Annotated in this window: 20 protein-coding genes; 9 read left to right on the top strand and 11 right to left on the bottom strand. The window is 58.6% G+C overall.

Annotated elements, in window-relative coordinates; all coding sequences use genetic code 11:
• The first annotated feature begins 248 nt into the window (after positions 1-248).
• The 4 genes from CFBP5473_RS05415 (at position 249) to CFBP5473_RS05400 (ending at position 4,523) form a co-directional block, all read left to right on the top strand.
• A complete protein-coding gene (locus CFBP5473_RS05415) occupies positions 249-1,499 on the top strand; it encodes a BtaA family protein (protein WP_027674359.1) in 1,251 nt (416 codons plus the stop codon).
• Positions 1,496-2,173, top strand: a complete 678-nt coding sequence (locus tag CFBP5473_RS05410; protein WP_027674358.1) for a class I SAM-dependent methyltransferase — start codon at positions 1,496-1,498, stop codon at positions 2,171-2,173. The genes CFBP5473_RS05415 and CFBP5473_RS05410 overlap by 4 nt, the downstream gene beginning before the upstream one ends.
• A gap of 166 nt (positions 2,174-2,339) precedes the next feature.
• Positions 2,340-3,131 (top strand): glycoside hydrolase family 25 protein, encoded by a 792-nt coding sequence (locus tag CFBP5473_RS05405; protein WP_027674357.1) that lies wholly within the window; start codon positions 2,340-2,342, stop codon positions 3,129-3,131.
• Positions 3,132-3,296: 165 nt separating this feature from the next.
• Positions 3,297-4,523, top strand: coding sequence for a lytic murein transglycosylase (locus tag CFBP5473_RS05400; protein WP_027674356.1), 1,227 nt, complete (start codon positions 3,297-3,299; stop codon positions 4,521-4,523).
• A 424-nt stretch (positions 4,524-4,947) separates the two neighbouring features.
• On the opposite strand, the gene metF is transcribed toward CFBP5473_RS05400, so the two are convergent.
• The 4 genes from metF to ettA all read right to left on the bottom strand — a co-directional run bounded on the left by metF (position 4,948) and on the right by ettA (position 11,195).
• A complete protein-coding gene (gene metF / locus CFBP5473_RS05395) occupies positions 4,948-5,844 on the bottom strand; it encodes a methylenetetrahydrofolate reductase [NAD(P)H] (protein ID WP_027674355.1) in 897 nt (298 codons plus the stop codon).
• Position 5,845: 1 nt separating this feature from the next.
• Positions 5,846-6,859 carry an ArsR/SmtB family transcription factor gene (locus CFBP5473_RS05390; protein ID WP_027674354.1) on the bottom strand — a complete coding sequence of 338 codons (1,014 nt, stop codon included), beginning with the start codon at positions 6,857-6,859 and terminating at the stop codon, positions 5,846-5,848.
• Positions 6,860-7,007: 148 nt separating this feature from the next.
• Positions 7,008-9,314, bottom strand: coding sequence for a methyl-accepting chemotaxis protein (locus CFBP5473_RS05385; RefSeq protein ID WP_051441197.1), 2,307 nt, complete (start codon positions 9,312-9,314; stop codon positions 7,008-7,010).
• 231 nt (positions 9,315-9,545) lie between these two features.
• On the bottom strand, positions 9,546-11,195 hold the full coding sequence (gene ettA, locus CFBP5473_RS05380; RefSeq protein WP_027674353.1) for an energy-dependent translational throttle protein EttA: 1,650 nt from the start codon (positions 11,193-11,195) through the stop codon (positions 9,546-9,548).
• Between the two features lie 116 nt (positions 11,196-11,311).
• Here ettA and CFBP5473_RS05375 point away from each other — a divergent pair, with 116 nt between their 5' ends.
• From CFBP5473_RS05375 to CFBP5473_RS05350, 4 genes are all read left to right on the top strand, one after another.
• A complete protein-coding gene (locus CFBP5473_RS05375) occupies positions 11,312-12,247 on the top strand; it encodes an alpha/beta hydrolase (RefSeq protein WP_027674352.1) in 936 nt (311 codons plus the stop codon).
• A gap of 245 nt (positions 12,248-12,492) precedes the next feature.
• Positions 12,493-13,698, top strand: a complete 1,206-nt coding sequence (gene caiB, locus CFBP5473_RS05365; protein ID WP_027674351.1) for a succinate--glutarate CoA-transferase — start codon at positions 12,493-12,495, stop codon at positions 13,696-13,698.
• Entirely contained in the window at positions 13,695-15,359 is a 1,665-nt protein-coding gene (locus tag CFBP5473_RS05360) for a thiamine pyrophosphate-binding protein (protein WP_027674350.1), read from the top strand. Before caiB ends, CFBP5473_RS05360 begins: the two co-directional genes overlap by 4 nt.
• A 154-nt stretch (positions 15,360-15,513) precedes the next feature.
• The gene (locus CFBP5473_RS05350; RefSeq protein ID WP_027674349.1) at positions 15,514-16,278 is read left to right on the top strand and encodes a HugZ family pyridoxamine 5'-phosphate oxidase; all 765 of its coding nucleotides are present in this window, start codon (positions 15,514-15,516) and stop codon (positions 16,276-16,278) included.
• Between the two features lie 317 nt (positions 16,279-16,595).
• Here CFBP5473_RS05350 and CFBP5473_RS05345 read toward each other — a convergent pair whose 3' ends face one another.
• The 3 genes from CFBP5473_RS05345 to CFBP5473_RS05335 form a co-directional block, all read right to left on the bottom strand.
• Positions 16,596-16,937 carry a RidA family protein gene (locus CFBP5473_RS05345; RefSeq protein WP_027674348.1) on the bottom strand — a complete coding sequence of 114 codons (342 nt, stop codon included), beginning with the start codon at positions 16,935-16,937 and terminating at the stop codon, positions 16,596-16,598.
• Between the two features lie 42 nt (positions 16,938-16,979).
• The gene (locus CFBP5473_RS05340; RefSeq protein WP_027674347.1) at positions 16,980-17,318 is read right to left on the bottom strand and encodes a protein tyrosine phosphatase family protein; all 339 of its coding nucleotides are present in this window, start codon (positions 17,316-17,318) and stop codon (positions 16,980-16,982) included.
• 119 nt (positions 17,319-17,437) lie between these two features.
• Positions 17,438-18,295: an aldose 1-epimerase family protein gene (locus tag CFBP5473_RS05335; RefSeq protein WP_169696874.1), complete on the bottom strand. Its 858-nt coding sequence runs from the start codon at positions 18,293-18,295 to the stop codon at positions 17,438-17,440.
• Between the two features lie 134 nt (positions 18,296-18,429).
• Here CFBP5473_RS05335 and CFBP5473_RS05330 point away from each other — a divergent pair, with 134 nt between their 5' ends.
• Positions 18,430-19,869 carry a L,D-transpeptidase family protein gene (locus CFBP5473_RS05330; RefSeq protein WP_027674345.1) on the top strand — a complete coding sequence of 480 codons (1,440 nt, stop codon included), beginning with the start codon at positions 18,430-18,432 and terminating at the stop codon, positions 19,867-19,869.
• A 298-nt stretch (positions 19,870-20,167) separates the two neighbouring features.
• Here CFBP5473_RS05330 and CFBP5473_RS05325 read toward each other — a convergent pair whose 3' ends face one another.
• The 4 genes from CFBP5473_RS05325 to CFBP5473_RS05310 form a co-directional block, all read right to left on the bottom strand.
• Positions 20,168-21,400 (bottom strand): MFS transporter, encoded by a 1,233-nt coding sequence (locus tag CFBP5473_RS05325; RefSeq protein ID WP_084631517.1) that lies wholly within the window; start codon positions 21,398-21,400, stop codon positions 20,168-20,170.
• A gap of 44 nt (positions 21,401-21,444) precedes the next feature.
• A complete protein-coding gene (locus CFBP5473_RS05320) occupies positions 21,445-22,065 on the bottom strand; it encodes a TetR/AcrR family transcriptional regulator (protein ID WP_027674343.1) in 621 nt (206 codons plus the stop codon).
• Between the two features lie 104 nt (positions 22,066-22,169).
• Complete coding sequence (locus CFBP5473_RS05315) at positions 22,170-22,883, bottom strand: ParA family protein (RefSeq protein ID WP_027674342.1); 714 nt, start codon at positions 22,881-22,883, stop codon at positions 22,170-22,172.
• A gap of 151 nt (positions 22,884-23,034) precedes the next feature.
• A complete protein-coding gene (locus CFBP5473_RS05310) occupies positions 23,035-23,511 on the bottom strand; it encodes a VOC family protein (protein ID WP_027674341.1) in 477 nt (158 codons plus the stop codon).
• Positions 23,512-23,718: the final 207 nt, after the last annotated feature.

The raw sequence follows: 23,718 nt of genomic DNA, 5'->3' as shown, positions 1-23,718 counted from the left end.
GACATTAGCTACCCTCATCCTGAGGTGCGCAGGCGAAGCCGGAGCCTCGAAGGGCGAGGGTTGCGGGCCGCATACTCGAGCTTGTGGTCGGATGCTTCGAGGCCCCTGCGGGGCACCTCAGCATGAGGGTGGTGGGTGTGGCAACGTCAAGACTACGGCACGACACAGCAACCCTTATCACACCCCCGTCATCAAACTGTTGCGTCCCGGCGCTAAACGCCTGTCACCCGAACGAGAGGTGGAATCATATGACGAGTGCCGCACCCAAGACCGGCTTCAGCAAGAACGCCAAGCTCAAGGACGCTCTTCTCCAGCACAAGGCATTGTCCACCAGCGGGCTGTCCGAGCGGCTGTTTGGCGTGCTGTTTTCCGGCCTCGTTTATCCGCAAATCTGGGAAGATCCCGATGTCGACATGCAGGCCATGGAGCTGCGGGAAGGCCATAGCATCGTCACCATCGGCTCCGGCGGCTGCAACGTACTGGCATACCTTTCGCGCAATCCGAAAAGCATCGATGTGGTCGATCTCAATCCCCACCACATCGCGCTGAACAAGCTGAAACTTGCCGCTTTTCGCCATCTGCCGAACCATGGCGATGTCGTGCGCCAGTTCGGACGCGCGAATGTGCGCTCCAATGCCGATGGCTATGACCGCTTCATCGCGCCGCACCTCGATGAGCAGACGCGCGCTTACTGGTCGAAGCGCAGCATGACGGGCCGTCGTCGCATCTCTGTGTTCAACCGTAATATTTATCGCACCGGCCTGCTTGGTCGCTTCATTGGCGCAGGCCATGTGCTGGCCCGTCTGCACGGCGTAAAACTCCAGGACATGGCGCAGGCACGCTCCATCGAAGATCAGCGCCGCTTTTTCGATGAGAAGGTCGCCCCCCTCTTCGACAAGCCGATGATCCGCTGGCTGACCAAACGCAAAAGCTCGCTCTTCGGCCTTGGCATTCCGCCCAAGCAGTATGACGAGCTTGCGAGCCTCTCGGACGGCAACACAATCGCTCCGGTTCTGCGCCAGCGGCTCGAAAAACTCGCCTGCGATTTTCCGCTGAAGGAAAACTACTTTGCATGGCAGGCCTTTGCGCGGCGGTATCCGGATGACCATGAGGGCGCCCTGCCCGATTACCTGAAGACGGATTACTATCCCGCAATCCGCCAGAACGCCGCCCGCGTCGCCGTTCATCACGCCACGTTCACGGAGCTTCTCGCCTCCAAAGCCGCATCCTCGGTGGATCGCTACGTGTTGCTCGACGCGCAGGACTGGATGACCGATACCCAGCTCAACGAATTATGGGCGCAGATCACCCGCACTGCGGTCCCGGAAGCCCGCGTCATCTTCCGCACGGCTGCGGAAAAAAGCGTCATCGAAGGGCGCCTCTCGCCGGATATCGGGGCGCAGTGGTCCTACCTCGAAGAACGTTCGCGGGAGCTGAACGCACAGGACCGCTCGGCTATTTACGGCGGCTTCCACATCTATCAGAGGGCTCTGGCATGAAGATCATCGGAGACAGCGTCAGCCTCAACGATGCCCATCACGCTGGCCTGATGGACAAGATGTATCGCCACCAGCGACACATTTACGATATCACCCGCAAATACTACCTGCTCGGGCGGGACCGGACCATCGAGAAGCTTGACGTGCCGCAAGGCGGAAGCCTTTTGGAAGTGGGCTGCGGCACAGGTCGCAATCTGCTGCTCGCAGCGCGCCACTTTCCTTCCGCCAGACTCTATGGTCTCGATATCTCCGCCGAAATGCTGACCACTGCCAGCGAGAATTTTACTGGCAAGCGTGAACGCCCCACGCTGCGCGTATCAGATGCGACAACCTTCAAGCTCAGCGAATTCGGCCGCAGCGAAGGCTTCGATCGCATCATGATCTCCTATGCGGTCTCGATGATCCCGGAGTGGGAAAAAGCCATCGAACGCGCCCTCCTCTCGCTTGCGCCGGGCGGCTCGCTGCACATCGTGGATTTCGGCCAGCAGGAGAATCTGCCGGTCTGGTTCCGCAACATGCTTCAGGCATGGCTGACGAAGTTCCACGTCACGCCGCGCGCAAACATGCGTTACGTTCTGGAAACGCTGGCTGGAAGCCACAATGCAAGCCTGGAATTCGAACCGATTGCGCGTGGCTATGCATGGCGTGCGGTTCTGACGTTGCAGGGGGCCTGAAGCAATCCCGACAACCTCTTGCCTCGTCAAGTCAGGTGGGAGCAAATGAAGAAGCCCTTGCAATAACCGCTTGTTTACCCTGTTATGGTAAATGGGAGTTAACGATATGCGCCGCGTTTCGCGCGCAAGATCGTCGGCGGGACATCATTTATCGACTGGGAACATCATGCGGCGGCTCATTCCGGCTCTTCTCACCACCCTGCTCATCGTCAGCGGCTGCACCTCCACCAGTTACGATTTCCTCGAAACAGCCTCCGTCGCAAGGCCGAAATTCAAGGATAACGATCCGCAGGATTTCGGCTCGAAATCACCTCACCGCCACGAGGTGCACGGCATCGACGTATCCAAGTGGAATGGCGATATCGAGTGGGCTACGGTACGCGAGTCCGGCGTGTCCTTCGCCTTCATCAAGGCAACCGAAGGCACCGACCGTGTCGATTCCCGCTTCGATGATTACTGGCGTGGTGCCGCCGCCGCAGGCGTTCCGCATGCGCCCTACCACTTCTATTACTTCTGCGCCCCGGCGGATGCGCAGGCAGACTGGTTCATTCGCAACGTGCCGAAGGAATCGATGAAGCTGCCGCCGGTGCTGGATGTGGAATGGAACCCCGCCTCCCCCACCTGCAAGACGCGCCCGTCGCCCGAAGTGGTCCGCGCCGAAATCCAGCGCTTCCTTACCCGCATCGAGAACTATTACGGCAAGCGCCCGATCATCTATACCAGCGTCGATTTCCATCGCGATAATCTGGTCGGTCAGTTCAAGAACTACCATTTCTGGGTCCGCTCTGTCGCAGCGCATCCATCGCAGATTTACGCGGACCGCCAATGGGCCTTCTGGCAATATACCGGCACCGGCGTCATCCCCGGCATCAGCACACCGACCGACATCAATGTGTTTGCGGGTAGCGAGAAAAACTGGCGCACATGGGTTGCCGCGGCCTCTCAGGCGCGTAGCTGAAGAAGAAGGCTTGCTTTTTCCGCTGAGAAAGGCAGATGTGCAGCGAAATAATCGCAAAGGTCGGGAAACCAAACCCTTGCGAAACGTCTTTCCACGATCTCGCCCACGCTTCCGCCACAAAGGCTAGGGAAACGAATGGGGCAAATCGCACATTGAGGAATTCCGATGCTCAGCTTTTCGCAACGCAGCCTCGCGCTTGCTGCCACGCTCTTCACACTGTCTTGCGGCTCTGCGCTTGCCGTCACCCCAACCGTTTCGCCGGATGATCCGAAGCAGGTTGCCTGCGGCGGCGATCTCTCGGCATTTTTGAAGGGCGTGAAGGACGAGGCCATCTCCAAGGGCGTGCCCGCAGAGGCCGTGGACAAGGCGCTGGCTGGCGCGCAGATCGACCAGAAGGTGCTGTCGCGTGACCGCGCTCAGGGCGTGTTCCGCCAGACCTTCCTCGAATTTTCCCAGCGCACCGTCAGCCAGGGCCGCCTGGATATGGGCCGCAAGAAGCTTCAGGAATACGCTTCCACCTTCAAGCGCGCCGAAGACGAGTTCGGCGTCCCCGCCGGCGTCATCGCCGCATTCTGGGCCATGGAAACCGATTTCGGCGCCGTTCAGGGCGATTTCAATACGCGCAACGCGCTGGTAACGCTGTCGCATGACTGCCGCCGCCCAGAGCTTTTCCGCCCGCAGCTGATTGCGCTTACGGAAATGGTGCAGCATGGCGATCTCGATCCGGCCACCAACACCGGCGCATGGGCCGGTGAAATCGGTCAGGTGCAGATGCTGCCCAAGGACATCATCGCATTCGGCGTCGATGGCGATAATGACGGCCACATCAACGTCAAGGGTAGTTCCCCTGACGCGATCCTGACGGCTGCCAAGTTCATCCAGCATCTCGGCTTCAAGAAGGGCGAACCCTGGATTCAAGAAGTCTCGGTGCCTGAGAACCTGCCTTGGGAAAAATCCGGCCTCGGCGGCACACTGACGGCGGGCGAATGGTTCAACCTCGGCGTCACCCCGCGCGATGGCGACAAGAAGTTTGCCAACCTCCCCGCCGCACTCATCATGCCGCAGGGTCGCAAGGGACCGACCTTCCTGACCTATCCGAACTTCAACATCTATCTGGAATGGAACCAATCCTTCATCTACACCACGTCTGCCGCCTACTTCGCGACACGGCTGATGGGTGCGCCGGTCTATAACAAGGGCAACCCAGATCCGGGCCTGGACGATGCGGCGATGAAGGAATTGCAGACCAAGCTGGACGCCAAGACGCATGATGTCGGTAAGATCGATGGCATTCTCGGCTCCGGCACGCGCATCGCCGTTCAGCGAGAACAGCAGCGCCTTGGCCTGCCCGCCGATGGCTGGCCGACACGCGAGCTGCTCGACAAGCTTTGATCGTTACGCATCCAAATAAACACGCTGAAATGGCCGGGCAAACGCCCGGCCATTTACTTTTTTTACGGTCCGAATAACGATTTTTTCACCCTGTAATATAAGTTGTTTTTCAAAGGATTGGTGCCGCAATTTCATCCAGATTGAGCCTAATCGGTGTGCAGCGCATCATAAAAACCGCTTTTCAAAAGACACAAAACGGTCATAATGGTTGATGTCAACGAAAAGGAGGCAGAGCATGGGACTTACAAATTCTCTTAATGCCTTAGCAGTCGGTGTGGCGTTTGCGTTCGTCGGGGTGATGCTTTTCATCTAACGCGGACGTTGGGGTTTAGGACGCATACCGCTAAGTTGATCCACATAAGCCATTAAAAAAGCGCAGGTTTTGGTACCTGCGCTTTTTTCATTTTGAAGATTGGTGTTGGCTTTACGCTGCGGATTTCCGCGCCGGGCGAAAGCCGACATTCTCCAGAACCGCATTGACCAGAGGCGCGCGGTTCATCGTGTAGAGATGAAATTCGTTAACGCCGCGGCGCTGCAGGTCGAAAATCTGCTCCGCCGCCACATCGGCGGCGACCTTGGCACGCTCTGCCGGATTGTCGTCATAACCGGCGAAGCGATCATCCAGAAACGACGGAATGGTGGTGCCGCAGCGGCCCGCAAAGCGCTTCAGCTGCGTGAGGTTCTGGATCGGCATGATGCCCGGCACGACCGGTATTTTGATACCAGCTTTTGTCACGCGCTCCATGTAGCGCTCGAACACATCATTATCGAAGAAGAACTGCGTCAGGGCGCGGGTTGCGCCAGCATCCGCCTTCAGCTTCAGCATTTCGATATCCACCGCGTCGCTTTCGCTCTCCGGGTGCTTTTCAGGATAGGCTGATACGGAGATTTCGAAATCGCCACGCTCTCGCAGACCACGCACAAGGGCTGCGGCGTTCTCATAGCCTTCAGGATGCGGCTTGTAAGCCGTGCCGATGCCCGTGGAGGGATCGCCGCGAAGTGCCACGAAATGCGTCACGCCGATCTCACGGAACTCGTCTACGACCTCATGAACTTCACGCTTGCTGGCATCCACGCAGGTCAGGTGAGATGCGGTGGCAAGACCGGCGACCGAAATCATCCGGCGCACCGCTTCCAGCGTCGGCGCCTTGGTGGTGCCGCCAGCGCCGTAGGTGACGGAAACGAAATCCGGGTTCCAGCGGGAAAGCTCTTCCACCGTTTCCCAAAGCTGCACATCCATGTCTGGGCTTTTCGGCGGGAAGAACTCGAAGGAAAGTTTGAAATCGCCAGAAGGGTGGCGGTCGGTGTCTTTATTGGTCATATCATGCCCTCCCGGCGGAAAGAAGCGGAGCCTCTGCCGATGTATCTCCGGCAATCAGCAGTCGCGGATCGCGTGCGACCCAAATTGTTACGTCAAGCGATTGAGCGGAAGCCTTGCCCGAATGCAGGTCCTGAGACTTCTCCGGCGAGAGCCCGGCCTTCTTCAGCCATTCTTCCATTGTCTGATGGGAAAACCCGAGGCGAACATGCGCATGCTCTTCCCGCAGATATTCCAGCGAGTGCGGCGCAAGATCGATGACGACCAGACGGCCATTCGGGCGCAACATGCGCGCAGCCTCGGCAATGGCCATTTCCGGGTGGTCGAGAAAATGCAGAACCTGATGCACGACGACGAGATCGAAATCCTGACCTTCCAGCGGAAGGTTCAGAATATCGCCATGGCGCACGGAGGCGTGTGCAACCCCTGCCCTGTCCAGATTGGACCGCGCCACCGCCAGCATGTCACGGCTGGCATCGATACCGATGGCGCGGCGATAGATGCCGCTCAGCAACTGCAGAATACGGCCCGTCCCCGTGCCGAGATCGAGCATCGAATTGACTGGCGTCGTGCCAATGAGCTTCAGAAGCGCCGCTTCGACAGCTTCATCGCTGACATGTAGACGGCGAAGCTCATCCCAGGCAGAAGCATTGCGGCTGAAATACTCCTGCGCACGGGCCGCCCGAACGCGCTTGACGCTTGCAAGACGCTCGCTATCACGCGCCAGAACCGCATCTGAAGGGGACGCGATGGAAAGAAGCTGTTTTACCAGCTCGGCAGACTTGCCATCCAGCTTCAAACGGAAGTATGCCCAAGCACCTTCCTGATAACGGTCGATCAAATCCTCTTCCGCCAGAAGCTTGAGGTGGCGCGAGATGCGCGGCTGCGACTGACCGAGGATTTCCGTCAGATCGGTCACGGTCAGATCGCCAGCAGAAAGAAGCGCAAGCAAACGAAAGCGCGTCGGCTCTCCCGCCGCCTTCAACAGATCTACCAGATTATCCAACCCAAGCGCCAAGGCTTCCACCTCAATCCAATCAACATATAAAGATATCTTTATACGCTTTTGAATCTCGCTGCAAGAGCGGTTGGTGGCTGTTGGCACAGGCATCCACGAAAAAGAGGCAGGACATGCCCGCCTCTTTTTCGTTCTGAACGATGTTCGCTCAGAACTCGGTCCAGTCTTCGGAGATGGCAACAGCAGCGTTTCCGTGCGAGAGCGGAACAGCGCGCGTTGCCCGCGCAGATGAGGGCCGTGTGGCAGGTTCAGGAACAACGGCACGTCGCATGGTTTCTGCCGTGTTGCGAAGTTGGTGGGATGCATGGCCAAGCTGGAAATGAGACAACAGGCCTTTCAGCTTGGCGCTTTCCTGTGCGAGCGCCGCACCCGCTGCGTTCATTTCCTCCACCATCGCCGCATTCTGCTGCGTGGCCTGATCCATATGGTTGACGGCGGTATTGACTTCTGCAAGCCCGGCAGACTGTTCCTGAGCCGCCGTTGCGATGGCATCCATGTGAGCATTGACGGACTGGACCAACTGTGCGATTTCGTTGAGGCCGGAACCGGTGTCACTAACGAGACGCACGCCTTCGCTGACAGCGATTTCGGAATTGCCGATGAGTTGCTTGATTTCCTTGGCTGCCTTGGCGGAACGTTGCGCCAGTTCTCTTACTTCCTGAGCGACGACGGCAAACCCCTTACCCGCCTCGCCAGCGCGTGCAGCCTCTACGCCTGCATTCAAGGCAAGCAGGTTGGTCTGAAATGCAATTTCATCGATAACACCAATGATCTGACCGATCTGTTTCGAGGAATCCTCGATCTTGCCCATGGCAGCGACGGCATTGCGTACCACGTTACCGGAGCTTCCCGCCTTCTCTCTGGCATCCCGCACGACTGCACGGGCTTCCGCTGAACGTTTGGAAGTCGATGCGACATTGGCCGTGATCTGTTCCAACGCGGCTGCCGTTTCCTCCAGCGAAGCTGCCTGCTGCTCCGTGCGTCTGGAAAGATCGTCAGAGGCAGATGAGACTTCCTGCGAACCACCGGTAACTGTTGAAACGGACTGGCCGACGCTTGCAAGCGTTTCGCGCAACTGATGAACCGAACTGTTAAAATCATGCCGCAACGCTTCGAACTGGGAAGACAAAGGCTCGTGCAGTTCGCACAGCATATCGCCAGCAGCCAGCCGCTTCATGCTGGCGGCAAAGGTGCTGGTTGCCTGCGCCAACCGAGCCTCCGCCTCTTCCTCGGCAGCACGCTGCATTTCTGCACGTTCCCGTTCCGCCCTTTCGCGGTTGCCAGCCTCGGCGGCTTCAAGCTCTCTGTTGCGAATGGCGGACTGCCGGAAAACTTCGACCGCCTGTTCCATATCACCGATTTCGTCGCGTCTGCCGGACGAAATCTCTCCGCTGTCGATCTGCCCCGCAGCAAGCCGCCCCATAGCACCAACCATCTGCCGGATGGGGCGCACCACCGTCATGGCCATGACACTGGAGAAAGCGATCATCAAACCCGCACCAAGGAAAATAATGGCAGCCATCAGAACGAGATTATCGAAGGCGGAACCCGCATACTTCTTCGCCAGAGCAGAGATATCGTCCAGCGTTTGGTTTTCGATCTGCTTCAACGCCTCGATGCGCTTCGTTGCAGCGGCAAACCACGCCGCACTATCCAAGCCACTAAGATCCGCATTCTCGCCGTTGGCCAGAAGTTTTGAACGGAATTCGCTGACAGGCTTTGCAACTTCGTTGAGCAACCCGTCAGCGATCCTCTTGCGCTCGGAATCCTGCGCTGCAAGAGATGCATCGATCAAGACCTGCTGCCCACCAGCCATGGAAGCGAACTCGGCAAAACGCGCCTGATCCATGTGCTTGGCGGCAATGAAACCGTTGGCGAGGCCACGTTCCTGCCCGGCAATTTCCTTGGCGTGCATCAGTTGGGCGTAGGCAGCAATACGTCTGGAAATATCCGGGTTGGCAGTCTCGGCAGCCAGATCGTCGGCAATGGACATGATGCTCGCGACCGCAGCGGTGTAGGCAGCGAAAGCAGCACTTCCGGTGGCAGAAAGACCATCGACAGACGCACGAATATTCACAGCATCAGACAGATTTTTTCTCGCCAATGACTGTCGCGCGGAAAAAGAATTTCCAGCTACATTCATCAATACTTCAGAAATTCCAGGAAAACCACCCACCACACCATCCGTGTCTTTGCGCGCAGATGCGAGTTCGCCAATATTCTTCGTACCCTTCGAGCCGATGAAGCCCGCAGTCAATCCACGCTCAACCTGAAGCGCATGGGCAATGCCGCTCAGCTTTTTCAGCTGATCACCGATGACCACGACCTCATTCATGTTGTGATAATCGCTAAGTCGCTCGGAAATCTGCACATAAGACAGATAACCCGCGCCAAGCATGGGGAGAATGACAGCAGCCCACAGCCTTTTGCTGATGGGGATATCGACGAGTTTCATAGAGGCACTCCTACAGCGTGACCTCATGCCACCCACGGCGCGCAACTCATCCGCGCGTGATTATTAGGAGCCAATCATGTTAAGGAATACTGAAAAACAAGTATAAATGGCGACTTGCCGCACCATTTGATAATAATCAAAAGTAAAAATCAAATAAAGAGTGCACAAACAAAAAGCCGCCACCCAAAATATGGGCGGCGGCTTTATGCATTATGCCTGTTTTACGAGCAATCAGCGCGTCAGGCGCTTATAAGCCTGGCTGCCGGGGTTCAGCGCATCCGGGCCGAGGCGGCGGATCTTGTCCTGTTCGTAGTCTTCGAAGTTGCCTTCGAACCATTCCACATGGCCATCACCTTCGAAGGCGAGGATGTGGGTGGCCAGACGGTCGAGGAACATGCGATCGTGGCTGATGATGATGGCGCAACCGGCGAAGGCTTCGAGCGCGCTTTCCAGAGCACCCAGCGTTTCGGTATCGAGGTCGTTGGTCGGTTCGTCGAGGAGGAGAACGTTGCCGCCCGCCTTCAGCATCTTGGCCAAGTGGACGCGGTTACGCTGACCACCGGAGAGATTGCCGACCTTCTGCTGCTGATCGCCGCCCTTGAAGTTGAACGCGCCGCAGTAAGCGCGGCTGTTCATGTCGAACTTGCCGAGCTTGATGACTTCAGCGCCGCCGGAGATTTCTTCCCACACGGTCTTTTCGGCATCCAGCGCATCGCGGCTCTGGTCGACATAGCCAAGGTGAACCGTCTCACCGACGCGGATGGAGCCCGCATCCGGCTTTTCCTGACCCGTGATCATCTTGAACAAAGTGGACTTACCGGCACCGTTCGGGCCGATGATGCCGACGATGCCGCCCGGTGGCAGCTTGATCGACAGATCGTTGATCAGCGTACGGCCTTCGAAGCCCTTGTTGATGCCTTCGAGTTCGATGACGACCTGACCCAGACGCTCGGACACCGGAATGATAATCTGCGCATCGCCCGGACGGATGTTTTCTGCGGCATCTACCAGCTGTTCGTAAGCCTTGATACGGGCCTTCGACTTGGCCTGACGGGCCTTCGGGCTGGAGGCAATCCATTCCTGTTCGCGCGAAAGCGACTTCTGGCGACCGGCTTCTTCGCGGGCTTCCTGCTGCATACGCTTGGCCTTGGCGGTCAGATATGCGGAATAGTTGCCCTCGTAAGGAATGCCGCGACCGCGGTCGAGCTCGAGAATCCAGCCGGTCACGTTGTCGAGGAAGTAGCGGTCGTGGGTAATCATCATCACGGCGCCGGGGTAATCGCGAAGGTGCTTTTCAAGCCATGCGATGGTTTCCGCGTCGAGATGGTTGGTCGGTTCGTCGAGCAGCAGCAGGTCCGGCTGCGACAGAAGCAGACGGCACAGCGCGATGCGGCGGCGCTCACCACCGGAGAGAACGGTGACGTCCGCATCCTTCGGCGGGCAGCGCAGGGCTTCCATCGCCATTTCGACCTGCTGTTCCAGATCCCAGAGGTTCTGGCTGTCGATGATGTCCTGGAGCTTCGCGCCTTCATCGGCGGTCTCGTCGGAATAGTTCATCATCAGTTCGTTGTAACGGTCGAGAACGGCCTGCTTGTCGGCAACGCCAACCATGACGTTTTCGAAGGCGGTCTTGGCCGGGTCCAGATGCGGTTCCTGCTCCAGATAGCCAACGGTAGCACCTTCGGCCAGCCAAGCTTCACCGGTGAATTCCTTGTCCTGACCGGCGATGATGCGCAGAACGGTGGACTTACCCGCGCCGTTGGGGCCGAGAATACCGATCTTGGCATCGGGGTAGAAGGAGAGGTTAACGTTCTCGAGAATCTTCTTCGCGCCATAGGACTTGTTCAGCCCGGACATGTGATAGATGAATTGGCGTGCCATTGTAGCGAATGCTCCACGTCGGATTGGAAAATGCGAATTGGGAAATTTGCCGCTATGTAAGGTAAACGGGGCTGTGGGGCAACCTCTCAGCCTATAATTAGCTGCCGGGAGAGACGATGAACGACGATCTGATGTTTGGCGAAATCCACCGGCTGGAAAGCCCCTCCGGCGCATCGCTGGCCTACCGGCATGAGCCCGCACGCGGGGAGGCACGCGGCGCTCTGCTGATCTGCCACGGGTTGGTTGAGCATGCCGGGCGCTACCGCCGTTTTGCGGATTTTATGGCAAATCACGGCTTCGAGGTTTATGCGCATGACCATCGCGGCCATGGACGCACGAAGGCCGACGACGCGCCGATTGGCCGCTTCGCCTGGAAGGACGGGTTCTATAAGGTCATCCAAGACGTGATGGCGATGCGCGACCTCATCGCAACACGCCACCCCGCCCTGCCCGTCATCCTCTTCGGCCACTCCATGGGCGGCCTCATCGCGCTCAACACCGCCGTCAGCCACCCCGAACGCTTCGATGCGCTGTCCATCTGGAATTCCAACTTCAATTGCGGCGTGATGGGCAGGATCGGTCAGGCCGTGCTGCGCATCGAAAAAATGCTGAAGGGCTCCGACGTGCCGAGCGGCATTCTGCCCAAGGCCACCTTCCGCATCTGGAACGGAAAGATGCCGGAAAAACGCACCACGGCGGATTGGCTGAGCCATGACAGGGAAGCGGTGGACGCTTACGTGAACGATCCGCTATGCCAGTTCGAGGCCAGCGTTTCTCTCTGGCAGGACGTGTTCGAAATGTCCTATCGCGGGCCGAAACTCTTGGGTCGTTTGCCGAAGAATTTGCCGATCCTGCTTGTCAGCGGAGATGAGGACGCCGCGACGAATGACGGCAAGGAAATTCGCTGGCTTGCCGGGCGTCTTCGTGAAGCGGGTTTTACCGACGTGAAAGACACGATTTATCCGGGCATGCGCCATGAGACGTTGAACGAGATTGGCTGGGAAAAACCGGCGGCGGATTTTGCGGATTGGGCGGGGAGAGTATCGCTCTAACCTCCCTCATTCCTGCCCTTGTCACAGGAATCCAGTCATCGTGCGTCTGCGCGATGGGAAGAGTCTTTCAGCCCAGGACCGGGCTGGCTAGATTCCTGTGACAAGCACAGGAATGAAGGAGGAGTATGAAGGCACGCCTCGGTATTCTTCACGACTTTTCCCAAACGGAATAAACCCATGAGATAATTTCACATGCGCGCATTCATCGGCCCGTTTATAAGGCCAGATGAAAGCATAGGGAATTCATGGTCGAACCGTCTTCATCAAAGCAGCCGCCTCTCAAGGGCATTCGTGTCATCGAGCTTGCGCGTGTTCTGGCCGGGCCTTGGGCGGGGCAGATGCTGGCCGATATGGGGGCCGATGTCATCAAGGTGGAGAGCCCGGAGGGTGGTGACGATACGCGCGCCTGGGGGCCTCCCTTCGTGGAAAGCAGGGATGGCGATAATCTTTCCGCTGCCTATTACCACTCCACCAATCGCGGCAAGCGCTCCATCACGGTCGATCTGAAAACCGAGGAAGGTCGCCAGACCATTCGCCGTCTGGTCAAGACTGCCGACGTGGTGATCGAGAATTTCAAGCGTGGCGGGCTGGAGAAATACGGGTTGGATTACCAGAGCCTGCGAGCGCTGAACCCGAAGCTGATCTACTGTTCCATCACCGGTTTCGGCCAAACCGGGCCTTACGCGGATTTTGCCGGTTACGATTACATCGTGCAGGGCATGTCCGGCTTCATGTCGATTACCGGCGAACCGGACGGTCAGCCGATGAAGGCGGGCGTGGCGGTGGCCGATATCTTTACCGGCATCTATTCCGTCACCGCCATTCAGGCGGCGCTCATACATGCCATGAGAACGGGTCAGGGCCAGCATATCGATATGGCGTTGCTGGACGTGCAGTCCGCGGTTCTGGCGAACCAGAACATGAATTATCTGATTTCCGGCAAGGCTCCGGTGCGACTGGGCAACGCGCATCCTAATATTTCTCCCTATGAAGTGGTACCGACGGCGGATGGTTTTCTGATCCTTGCTATTGGCAATGACGGGCAGTTCCGCCGCCTGTGCAAAATCCTTGGCATAGAAGCGATTGCCGATGACGAGCGTTTCGCCACCAACAAGGCGCGCGTGGCGCACAAGCTTGAGGTGAGACAGATCATTTCCACCGAAACGCTGAAATGGATGAAGCGCGACCTGCTGACCGCCTGCGAAGGCAATGCCGTGCCTGCTGGGCCGATCAACTCCATCGAAGAGATGTTCGCCGATCCGCAGGTACAGGCACGCGGCCTCCGCGTCGATCTTGAAGCGGCGGACGGCACGGTCATTCCGGGCGTTCGCACGCCCATTGTGCTATCGGAAACGCCGTTGCGCTATGAACGTCCAAGCCCGCGTCTTGGAGAACATCAGGCCGAAGTTCTGGCCGAACTGGAAGATATTGAGAGGAACATTGCGCCATGACCACCTTGGGAAAAAGAACCGGCGGGCAATTGATTGTCGAGGCGCTGAAGGCGAACGGCGTTTCGCGCGTTTCCTGCGTGCCGGGTGAAAGCTATCTGGCGGTGCTGGATGCGCTTTACGAAAGCGGCATCGAAACCGTGGTCTGCCGTCAGGAAGGTGGCGCGGCGATGATGGCCGACACCTGGGGTCGCCTGACGGGTGAGCCGGGCATCTGCATGGTAACGCGCGGTCCGGGCGCAACCAATGCCGCCGCTGGCCTGCATGTGGCGCGACAGGATTCGATTCCGATGATCCTCTTCATCGGCCAGGTGCAGCGCGAAGCGCGGGAACGCGAAGCGTTTCAGGAAGTGGAATATCGCCGCGCCTTCACCGAATTTGCCAAATGGGTGGGCGAGATCGACGATGCGCGCCGCATTCCCGAATTCGTGACCCGTGCTTTTGCGGTGGCCACCTCCGGTCGCCCTGGCCCAGTCGTGCTGACACTGCCGGAAGATATGCTGGTGGAAGAAGTCGAGGCCCCGGCAGCCAAGGCCTATACGCCGGTGGAAAACCATCCCGGCCCCAAGCAGATGGCGAAGTTCGCCGAACTGCTTTCCAATGCCAAGCGCCCGATGTTCATCGTTGGCGGCACGCGCTGGACGGAAGAGGCCGTCGCAAAGTTCAAGAACTTTGCCGAAAGCTTCAAGCTGCCGGTCGGCTGCTCCTTCCGTCGCCAGATGCTGTTCGATCACCTGAGCCCATCCTACGCTGGCGATGTCGGTATCGGTATCAATCCGGCGCTGTCCAAGGAAATCAAGGAGTCCGACCTCATCGTGCTGCTGGGCAGCCGCATGTCGGAAATGCCATCCTCCGGCTATACGATGCTGGATATCCCCTACCCTTCTCAGACGCTGGTGCACATCTTCCCCGAAGCAGAAGAGCTTGGCCGCATCTATCGCCCCGATCTCGCCATCTGCGCGTCGACCGGCGATTTCGTGGATGCTCTTGAGACGCTTGACGTTCCTTCCGAGCCTGTCTGGGCAGATCGCACCGCCTCCATGCATGAGGCCTATCTGAAGTGGTCCACCCCGCCGAAGACAGGCCCCGGCAATGTGCATATGGGGCCGATCATGGAATGGATCGAGGCCAATGTGCCTGCGGATGCCGTTTTCACCAACGGCGCGGGCAACTATGCCACATGGCTGCACCGCTTCCACCGTTTCCAGCGTTTCAACACCCAATCGGCCCCCACATCCGGCTCCATGGGCTACGGCCTGCCGGCGGCAGTTGCCGCGAAACATCTGTTTCCAGAACGCGAAGTCGTCTGCTTTGCCGGTGATGGCTGCTTCATGATGCACGGTCAGGAATTCATCACCGCTGTCCGCTACGGCCTGCCGATCATCACGGTGCTGGTGAACAACGGCACCTACGGCACCATCCGCATGCATCAGGAACGCGAGTACCCCGGCCGCGTCAGCGCCACCGACCTCGTCAACCCGGATTTCGTTGCCTACGCCAAGGCGTTCGGCGGGCATGGGGAACTGGTGGAGAAGACCGAAGATTTCGGCCCCGCCTATGAGCGCGCACGCGCCAGCGGCAAGCCTGCAATCATCGAGGTGAAGCTGGATGCGGAGGCGATCACGCCCGCGCGGACGTTGACGCAGATCAGGGAGCGGAGCTAATTTCCGCGAAGGTTCGCTCTTGCTCCTCCCTCATTCCTGTGCTTGTCACAGGAATCTAGTCAGCCCAAGTCTTTGGGCTGAGAGGAGTCTTCTCATCGTGCAGACGCACGATGACTGGATTCCTGTGACAAGCACAGGAATGAGGGAGAGAATTATGGTGACAGCGACTACCCCACCCATCACCCCACGCACCGCAGAAATCGAACCCTCCGCAGGCGCTCCCTTCGAAGCCGTTCGCATCGCACGCGACGTTCTGCTTACATCCCGCACCGCGGGCCTCGCCACGCTCGACCCCACAAGCGGCTACCCCTACAACACCGCAACCAACATCGCGGTCGAGCCGGATGGAACGCCGTTCTTCTTTGCCGCGCGGCTCGCTCTCCACGCCCGCAACATAGAAGCAGATCCGCGCATTTCGCTGGTGCTGGCGCCGTTCAACAAGGGGGACGCGCTGACGTTGCCTCGCTTGACGCTGGTGGGCAAGGCGGAGTTGATTGGCGAAAGCGAAGTGAACGTCGCCAAGGCGCGTTACATTGCGCGGTATCCGAAGGCCAAGCTCTATCTGGCGCTACCAGACACGTTGCTTTACCGGCTGAACATCGAAGGCGTGCAGATCAATGGCGGGCCAGCGCGTAATGCCAGCAATATTACGCCAGCCGATCTTCGTACCGATTTTGCTGATGCGAATGCGTTGATGGCTGCTGTGGACGACGAGATTGGGCGGATCAATGCGATTAAGGGTGAGGCTTCTCGAATTGCGGTGATGGCGGACAGAAAGGCGGGCGCATGGAAGGTGACGTCTATTGATCCTGATGGCATCAATCTGGCATCGGCGGGTGATCTTGCGCGGCTGTGGTTTGCGGAGAGGGTGACGAGTTTGAATCAACTTGAGAAGGTGATGACTCAACTGTCGAAGTGATGGGGCTAAGGAGTTGAGAAGTAAGTGGAAAACTGCCGAGGCATGAACCCCTCACCAAGAAAACCTATGACTTCGCTTCGCGAAGATCGAGGTTTTCTATCCTCTCCCACAAGGGGAGAGGAACGGGCGCAAGCGGCGCGGCATACGCCTTATCTCTCCGTCCTGAGCTTGTCGAAGGGGTGGGAAAGAAAGCAATTTCAACATCTTAGCCAAAGGCTAAGTGTTAGAAATTGCAAGTGAGGGGTCGATTTTGTTCACAGATCAACAAAAAAACCGGCCCCAAGGGACCGGCTTCCAATCTCAAACTATCACCCCACTCAAATCGCAGCGGTTACGATGAACTCGACCTTGTAATCCGGTGTCGCCAGCGGTGCGCCGCTGGTGGCGCGGGCTGGTGGGTTTGCCGGGTCGATCCAGGCTTCCCAGACGGCGTTCATTTCGCCGAAGGTGGACATGTCGGATAGGTAGATGATGGTCTGGAGGATCTTCGACTTGTCGGAGCCGGCCAGAGCCAGCAGGCGGTCGACTTCAGCCAGCGCAGACTTGGACTGCTCGGTCACGGATGCACCTTCGCCAACCTGGCCTGCGAGGTAAACGGTGTTGCCGTGAACGACGGCGCCGCTCATACGCTTGCCGGGTTCGATGCGCTTGATGCTCATGGGTAAACTCCTGTTGGTAGGCTTAGATGAAACTGGCGCGGATCAGCCGCGCAGATGATGTGTCTTTTCGTAGATGGCGGTTGAGCGTGCGCCGGAGCGGCAATAGCCGAGCATGGGGCGCTGCAAATCGTCCAGCGCATCCACCATGCCGGAGACGGCATCGGGATCCACCCCGAAACGGCCAACCGGCACATGCATGATCGTCAGGCCAAGTTCCTCGGCACGCTCGGCAATATCGGCGAAGCGGGGCTGGCCCTCTTCCTCGTCATCCGGTCTGTGGCAGACAATCGACTTGAAGCCGAGCGCCTTGACCTCGTCGAGATCGGCTACGCTGATCTGACCGCTGACCGAGTAATCGTCATCGATACGTCTGATATCCATATTCTGCCCTCCGATGGTGACGGCCAGGGCTTGGAAACCCTGCATCCACATATTCCGCATACGATGTAGGACGTTAAAACCGGTGCGTCAATGACAGGGTTTTTCAATTACGGTACGGTTTAGAGAATGGAAAACCGCAATGCATATTCGCGGCTTTCGCCCGGCTGGAGCATATTGAACTCACCCGCCTGCTCCAGTTCCGCGCGGTCCACCCAGCGGTGCGAAACGGGCTCGATGCCCAGCACATTTGCAGGCGCTTTCTGGTTTCGCCACATCTGAAGATAAGGCAGCGTATCGTTGCGGAAAGCGACTTTCAGCGTGCGCCCGCCGATGGCTGCAATAGGCCCCAGTTTAAGCTCGCTCCAGCCCGCCTGCCCTTCGGCGGACACGCAGAAAACGCTGCCCGGCTCCTCGCCAAACCGCCAGCCGAAACCGCCGTCTTCGAAGGAAGCGCTTTCCAGCCGCACGGCATCGTCAAACAGCTTTGCGGCAACATTCATGTGATACATGAGGAAAGTGGGGTGCGCGCGGTCGCTGGTATTGGTCACCCGGTCTTCGAGGCTCACCTCGCCGGTCTCGCCGTCGATTCGCCACTGGCGTTCCAGAAGCGCGGTGCCGCCATCGGTAAGCGATACCGGAACCCGCGCCGCCGCCTGCGCATTGACCTCCGATACCGACCATTCGGTGATTTGCGCAGGGTGAGAGGAGAAAGAGCCATGCAGCGGGTATTTCCGCCCTGTCGAATCGCCGGAAATGGGCTGCGGATGGCGGATATGATCCGGCCCGCAGGTGAAGAGGAAGCCCTCGAGCGAGTGATCGATACGCGGGTCGCCGTCATCGGGAATGGCTCTTTCCGGCGCGATGTTCACACCGTCGACAAGGCAAGGCCCGATGTCGAAAACGGATGTTTCATCAAGGAAGATAGAGGGCGATTTTCCGGCTTTGAGTTCCCGCACAGGGTCTCCTTTGTGGCTCATTTGACGCAGCAATCACGCAAAAACTATCGAACGCCATGGAAATTAAGATTGCATTAACCGTGAATTCACCTTTTCCACAATAGGGTCAAGATTAACGTGTGTTTATTGGGAAGAACCCAAGGGATCGCAGGAACGTGAAACTTTTTCTTAACGCAGTGTTCTGTCTCGCAGTCGCAGCGTCGCCGGTGCTTGCACCGTCGAGCGCCAGCGCCCAGCAGCGCTATGTCTATCAGGATCAATCCGTTCTGGTAACGCCGGATGGCCGTGTGCTGGATTTCATGCCGGAACGCGGCGATATCGTCATCAGTAGGGATCGCATGGGCCGCACGGTCTATTACGACCGATACGGCAACCTGGTGGCGACGGAAATGCCGGGCGGCGCAGCGCAGCCGCGCCAGCAGCAGCGCGATCCCTATCAGGCACAGCGTGATCCCTATTACAACGAACCGGACACCTATTACCCACCCCCGCCCGGCCAGTATCGTGAGCAGCAACAGCCGCGCCGCGATTACAGCAATCAGGGCAACGGCCAGTATCGCGACTACCGCGAATTCCGCAACGATGGTAGCGACCGGGATGTCTATACCGGCTCCGTCGAGCCGCGCCGCGGCGATGTGGAAAGCGGCGGCCCCTTGAGCCAGCCGATGCCGGGCGAAAGCACCACCGCTGCCGTGCCGCAGCCGGATCACCTCATCGAACGCAACCAGCCGGTGACCGCACCGGTCAACCGCTCGCGTCAGGAAATCGTGGCACTTCAGGTGTTTCTGGATCGCGAAGGCATCTCACCGGGCGTGATCGACGGCAAGATGGGCGACAACGTCAACAAGGCAATTGCCGCCTGGCAGGAAATGACCGGCGAGCGTCTGGACCCGAACAATACCGATGACATTCTGGAGCGCCTGCGCAACAGCGGCGGCATGGCCATCGTGGATTACACGATTACGGCTGCGGATGCTGCCGGTCCTTACGTGGCCTCGATTCCGGACGATTATGCCGCCAAGGCCCAGCTTCCCGCCATGTCCTTCACCTCCACCACCGAAGCGCTGGCTGAGCGTTTCCACATGGACGAAACCTATCTGAAGGAACTGAACCCCGGCGTTGATTTCACCGTTCCCGGCACCATCATCAAGGTAGCCAGCCCCGGCGATACGAAGAAGGGTCAGGTTGCCCGCATCGTTGCGCATAAGGGCATCAAGCAGGTCTTCGCCTATGATGAGGGCGGCACGCTGATCGCCGCCTACCCGGCAACCATCGGATCTTCCGACACGCCTTCGCCAAGCGGCACGCACACGGTGGAGCGCATTGCGCTGAACCCGGGCTATACCTACAATCCGAAGATCAACTTCCAGCAGGGCCAAAACACCCAGATCCTGCAAATCCCGCCCGGCCCGAACGGTCCCGTTGGTACGGTCTGGATTGCCTTGTCAAAACCGACCTACGGTATCCACGGTACGCCGGAACCATCCAAGATCGGCAAGACCAACAGCCACGGCTGCATCCGCCTGACCAACTGGGATGCGACGGAACTGGCCAAGATGGTTCGTCCGGGTGTTGTTGTGGAGTTTGCGGAGTAAGGCCTCACCACCTTCTCGTCGTCATCTTCGGGCTTGCCACACTACCGTCTGGAAACTGAGTGGGTAGTTTGGAACGAAAGCAGCTCCCCACTTCCGTCATCCCGGACTTGATCCGGGATCCAGCCAGACCAAGTCCTTGGTCTGAAAGACTCTTTTGACGCGCAGACGCGCGTCTGCTGGACCCCGGCTCGAGGCCGGGGTGACGGGCGGGGAGCTGTTCCCGCCCCAAACTACCCACTCAGTTTAATCCAGACAGTAGTGGGTCAAGCCGAGCATGAATAATCGCGGTGAATAATCTTTAGCCCAGCTTCAAAGCCCGCTTCTCACTCCGCCCTTCCGTCAAAAAGAACCCCAGCGCCATAACCGGCAGAGCGAAGCCGAGCCAAGACGCAGCTGCCCATTGGCCGCTCGCATAGGCCCAGCCGCCGAGTGCAGATCCCAATGCGCCGCCCATGAAGAAGGTGGCCATGAAGACGCCGTTGAGGCGGCTGCGGTATTCTGCGCCGAGCGCAAAGATAGCGCGCTGACCAAGCACGAGGGTGGTGGTGACGGCGAAGTCCAGCGTGATCGCGGCCAAAACAAGCAGCGCCAGCGAAAGATGCGTGCCTTCGGACGCGATATGCGTGATGAGGAACGACACGGCTGCCGTCACCAATGCAAACAGGGTTGCGCCCCATGTCCAGCCACGGTCTGCCATCCGCCCCGCAATGGGCGCGGCGATTGCGCCTGCTGCTCCGGCCAATGCAAAGAGCGCGATTTCACCTTGTGTCAGCCGGAAGGCAGGACCGCTGAGATAAAGCGGCGTCGTCGTCCAGAACAGGCTGAAAGCGCCGAACATCGCGGCCTGATAGGCAGAGCGACGCTGGAGAATTGGCGTGTTGCGGGCAAGATGACCCATGGAGGCGAGAAGCGAACGGTAAGGCAGCTTCGCATCCGGCATACGCTGCGGCAGAAGACGATAAAGGACCAGGGCAAGCACGACCATGACCGCAGCCGAGAGCAGGAAGACGCCGCGCCAGGATACGAACTCCGAAAGTACGCTGGAAACCGGCCGCGCCAGCATGATGCCGACCATCAGCCCGCTCATGACATTGCCGACGACGCGACCGCGCGTGGCATGCGGCGTCATATGCGCCGCGAAGGGCACGATCATCTGAACGGCAACCGAACTGATGCCAACGAGGAAAACGGCGGCCAGAAACGGCGCGGCATGCGGGGCAAGTGCTGCGGCTATCAATGCCAGAACAGCGGTCCCAACCGTCGCGACGATCAGCCTGCGGTTCTCCACCAGATCACCCAGTGGCACGACGAAGAGAAGGCCGAGGCCATAGCCGATCTGCGTCAGCGTCACGATCAGGCCGGTTGCGGCAGAGGAAAGGCCGAGTTCGGCGCCGATGACACCGGCGAGCGGCTGCGCATAATAAAGATTGGCCGCCACCAGCCCGCAGGCGCTGGCCAGCAGGAAGATCATGGCGGAAGAAATCGTCTCTTCCTGCGGCTTGGCCGCATCAACAACCGTCGAGGTCATCATTTCACTCCTAATTGGAAATGATCATTTCCGAATTAAACAAAAAATCAATCGAAAACCCGCATCGCGGCATCAACGATCAACGACAATTCCTCCCGTGAGGGGCCGGTTTTCCCGACAACCCGCATTCCGTACAACAGGCAGAGCGCCGTCTTCGCCAGCACGTCGGCTTGGCCGTTACTGACAACGGAGCCATCCGCCTGCCCTTCCCGCACGAGGCGGGCCAAAATCTTTTCGCGTGCTTCGATTGCGCTACGCACCACGCGCGCCATATCCTCATCCAGCGACGCCAGATCGGCTGCCGCGCCGACGACAAGGCAACCCTGCTTGCCGGATTGTCCGGCAGACCCATCCGCATAGAAATTCATCGCCGCCAGCAGTTTCTCGCGGCCATTCCGGCCCGCCTGAACCTTGGCTTCGAAGCGCCTAGTCTGCACCAGCTTGTAGCGCTCCACGGCAGCAATGTAGATGTCTTTCTTATCCTTGAAAGCCTTGTAGAGACTGCCCTGCGTCAAATCCATCGCCTCGGTCAGGTCTCCAACCGACGTGGCATGAAAACCGCGCTCCGCGAAAACACCAATCGCCTTATCGACGGCGGCATCGACATCGAATTCACGCGGACGTCCGCGCTGACGGTTTAGGTGATATGTGGTGGCGATCTCGTTCATGAGGCGGAATATAGGAAATGATCATTTCCAAATCAAGCAAAAAATAGCGAGGCGTCTTTTCAGGTTTGGCGGGTATGGTTCACCCGCCAACACCCCGCTAAAACTCAAGCAGCCCGACGATTGAAAATCCGCAGATCCCGCCCGGACTTCACCACCCGGACCGGCAAAAGCCCAAGAACTTCAGCCGCGAGAAGGCGTACATTTTCCAGCGCCTTATCCACATTGCTGACCTTCTGACAGTCCAGCGCGGCAATGGTTCCGCCATGGTCGAAAATATCGCGGAAGGCGGCGCGTTCGGCGATGGGGGTGTTGAGCACGCGAACGTTTCTCTGGGCAAGAAGCCCCTTTACCAGCAGCAGCGCGCGGGTGCTGATCATGGCGTTGACGCGGGTCAGGACGACGGAGTGATCGATATCGCGGCCCATCTTTTCGCGAAGGAAAGTGAGGTGATCGAGAACTTCGGCGGCACCGCGCGCATCCATGGCCGATCCCTGAACGGGAATGAGAACGTGGTCCGAAATGCCGAGCGCCATGGTCAGAAGCGGGCTCCTGGTGCCGGGCAGATCGATGATGAAACAGTCCGTGCTGGCCTTGTTCTCGCGAATATGCGTTTCCAGCGAAGCCATCGTCACGTTGGAAATGACGGAGAGATTATCGACCGAGCCGGAAAGCTCGAACCAGTGCGAAATCCACAACTGCGGATCGGCGTCCAGAACGGTGACGCGATGACCGGTGCGGGCAAGCTCGGTTGCGAGCAGCAGAACGGCTGTCGTTTTGCCTGCTCCACCTTTGGTGTTGGCGAATGTGATGACTGGCATAGGGCCCCCGAAAATTTCAGAGCCTGAAAATTGCGATGCTCTGCACTGCACCGAAGCAATCATGGTGCTTTACGCACTCTTAACCAACATGGTTAACAAATCGGAAACGCAAGGAGGCTACCTCTCGCCCCGCCGCGTTTGTTCGAACGATTCAGCCACCGCGCCGGGCAGCCTCAATCGTCGCAATGTCGATCTTCTTCATCTTCATCATCGCGTCGAAAGCCCGCTTGGCTTCGGCACCACCGGCGGCCATCGCATCCATCAGCGCACGCGGCGTGATTTGCCAGGAAATGCCCCACTTGTCCTTGCACCAGCCGCATTCACTCTCCTGCCCGCCATTGCCAATGATGGCGTTCCAGTAACGGTCGGTCTCTTCCTGATCGTCCGTCGAAATCTGGAACGAGAAGGCTTCACTGTGCTTGAAAACCGGGCCGCCATTGAGGCCGATGCAGGGAATGCCCGCCACGGTGAATTCCACCACCAGAACATTGCCTTCCTTGCCATCCGGGTAGTCACTGGGCGCACGGGTTACTTTGCCCACGCTGCTGTTCGGGAAGGTCTCGGCGTAAAAACGCGCGGCAGCTTCCGCGTCCTTATCGTACCAGACGCATATCGTGTTCTTGTTCATGATCTTCCTCCCATGGAAGGAATGATCATAGCTTGTTTGTGGGAGGGTGGCGATGTTTTAGAGGACAAGCTCCCCCGCCCCTCATCCCTGTGCCTGTCACAGGGATCCAGCCAGCCCAAGTCCTTGGGCTGAAAAGACTCTCTTAGCCGCGCAGACGCGCGTCTGCTGGATTCCTGTGACGAGCACAGGAATGAGGGAGCGAGACGA

Source organism: Agrobacterium larrymoorei, assembly GCF_005145045.1.
In the GTDB taxonomy this organism is placed as follows: domain Bacteria; phylum Pseudomonadota; class Alphaproteobacteria; order Rhizobiales; family Rhizobiaceae; genus Agrobacterium; species Agrobacterium larrymoorei.
This window is presented reverse-complemented; position numbering and strand designations above follow the sequence as displayed.

Excerpts from the sequence above, each read along its gene's own strand:
- CFBP5473_RS05405 (WP_027674357.1), top strand. The coding sequence starts at position 2,340 with ATGCGGCGGCTCATTCCGGCTCTTCTCACCACCCTGCTCATCGTCAGC.
- metF (WP_027674355.1), bottom strand. The coding sequence starts at position 5,844 with ATGACCAATAAAGACACCGACCGCCACCCTTCTGGCGATTTCAAACTT.
- CFBP5473_RS05325 (WP_084631517.1), bottom strand. The coding sequence starts at position 21,400 with ATGATGACCTCGACGGTTGTTGATGCGGCCAAGCCGCAGGAAGAGACG.
- CFBP5473_RS05310 (WP_027674341.1), bottom strand. The coding sequence starts at position 23,511 with ATGAACAAGAACACGATATGCGTCTGGTACGATAAGGACGCGGAAGCT.
- caiB (WP_027674351.1), top strand. The coding sequence starts at position 12,493 with ATGGTCGAACCGTCTTCATCAAAGCAGCCGCCTCTCAAGGGCATTCGT.
- CFBP5473_RS05315 (WP_027674342.1), bottom strand. The coding sequence starts at position 22,883 with ATGCCAGTCATCACATTCGCCAACACCAAAGGTGGAGCAGGCAAAACG.
- CFBP5473_RS05360 (WP_027674350.1), top strand. The coding sequence starts at position 13,695 with ATGACCACCTTGGGAAAAAGAACCGGCGGGCAATTGATTGTCGAGGCG.
- CFBP5473_RS05375 (WP_027674352.1), top strand. The coding sequence starts at position 11,312 with ATGAACGACGATCTGATGTTTGGCGAAATCCACCGGCTGGAAAGCCCC.
- CFBP5473_RS05335 (WP_169696874.1), bottom strand. The coding sequence starts at position 18,295 with ATGAGCCACAAAGGAGACCCTGTGCGGGAACTCAAAGCCGGAAAATCG.
- CFBP5473_RS05410 (WP_027674358.1), top strand. The coding sequence starts at position 1,496 with ATGAAGATCATCGGAGACAGCGTCAGCCTCAACGATGCCCATCACGCT.
- CFBP5473_RS05320 (WP_027674343.1), bottom strand. The coding sequence starts at position 22,065 with ATGAACGAGATCGCCACCACATATCACCTAAACCGTCAGCGCGGACGT.
- CFBP5473_RS05350 (WP_027674349.1), top strand. The coding sequence starts at position 15,514 with ATGGTGACAGCGACTACCCCACCCATCACCCCACGCACCGCAGAAATC.
- CFBP5473_RS05385 (WP_051441197.1), bottom strand. The coding sequence starts at position 9,314 with ATGAAACTCGTCGATATCCCCATCAGCAAAAGGCTGTGGGCTGCTGTC.
- ettA (WP_027674353.1), bottom strand. The coding sequence starts at position 11,195 with ATGGCACGCCAATTCATCTATCACATGTCCGGGCTGAACAAGTCCTAT.
- CFBP5473_RS05340 (WP_027674347.1), bottom strand. The coding sequence starts at position 17,318 with ATGGATATCAGACGTATCGATGACGATTACTCGGTCAGCGGTCAGATC.
- CFBP5473_RS05345 (WP_027674348.1), bottom strand. The coding sequence starts at position 16,937 with ATGAGCATCAAGCGCATCGAACCCGGCAAGCGTATGAGCGGCGCCGTC.
- CFBP5473_RS05400 (WP_027674356.1), top strand. The coding sequence starts at position 3,297 with ATGCTCAGCTTTTCGCAACGCAGCCTCGCGCTTGCTGCCACGCTCTTC.
- CFBP5473_RS05415 (WP_027674359.1), top strand. The coding sequence starts at position 249 with ATGACGAGTGCCGCACCCAAGACCGGCTTCAGCAAGAACGCCAAGCTC.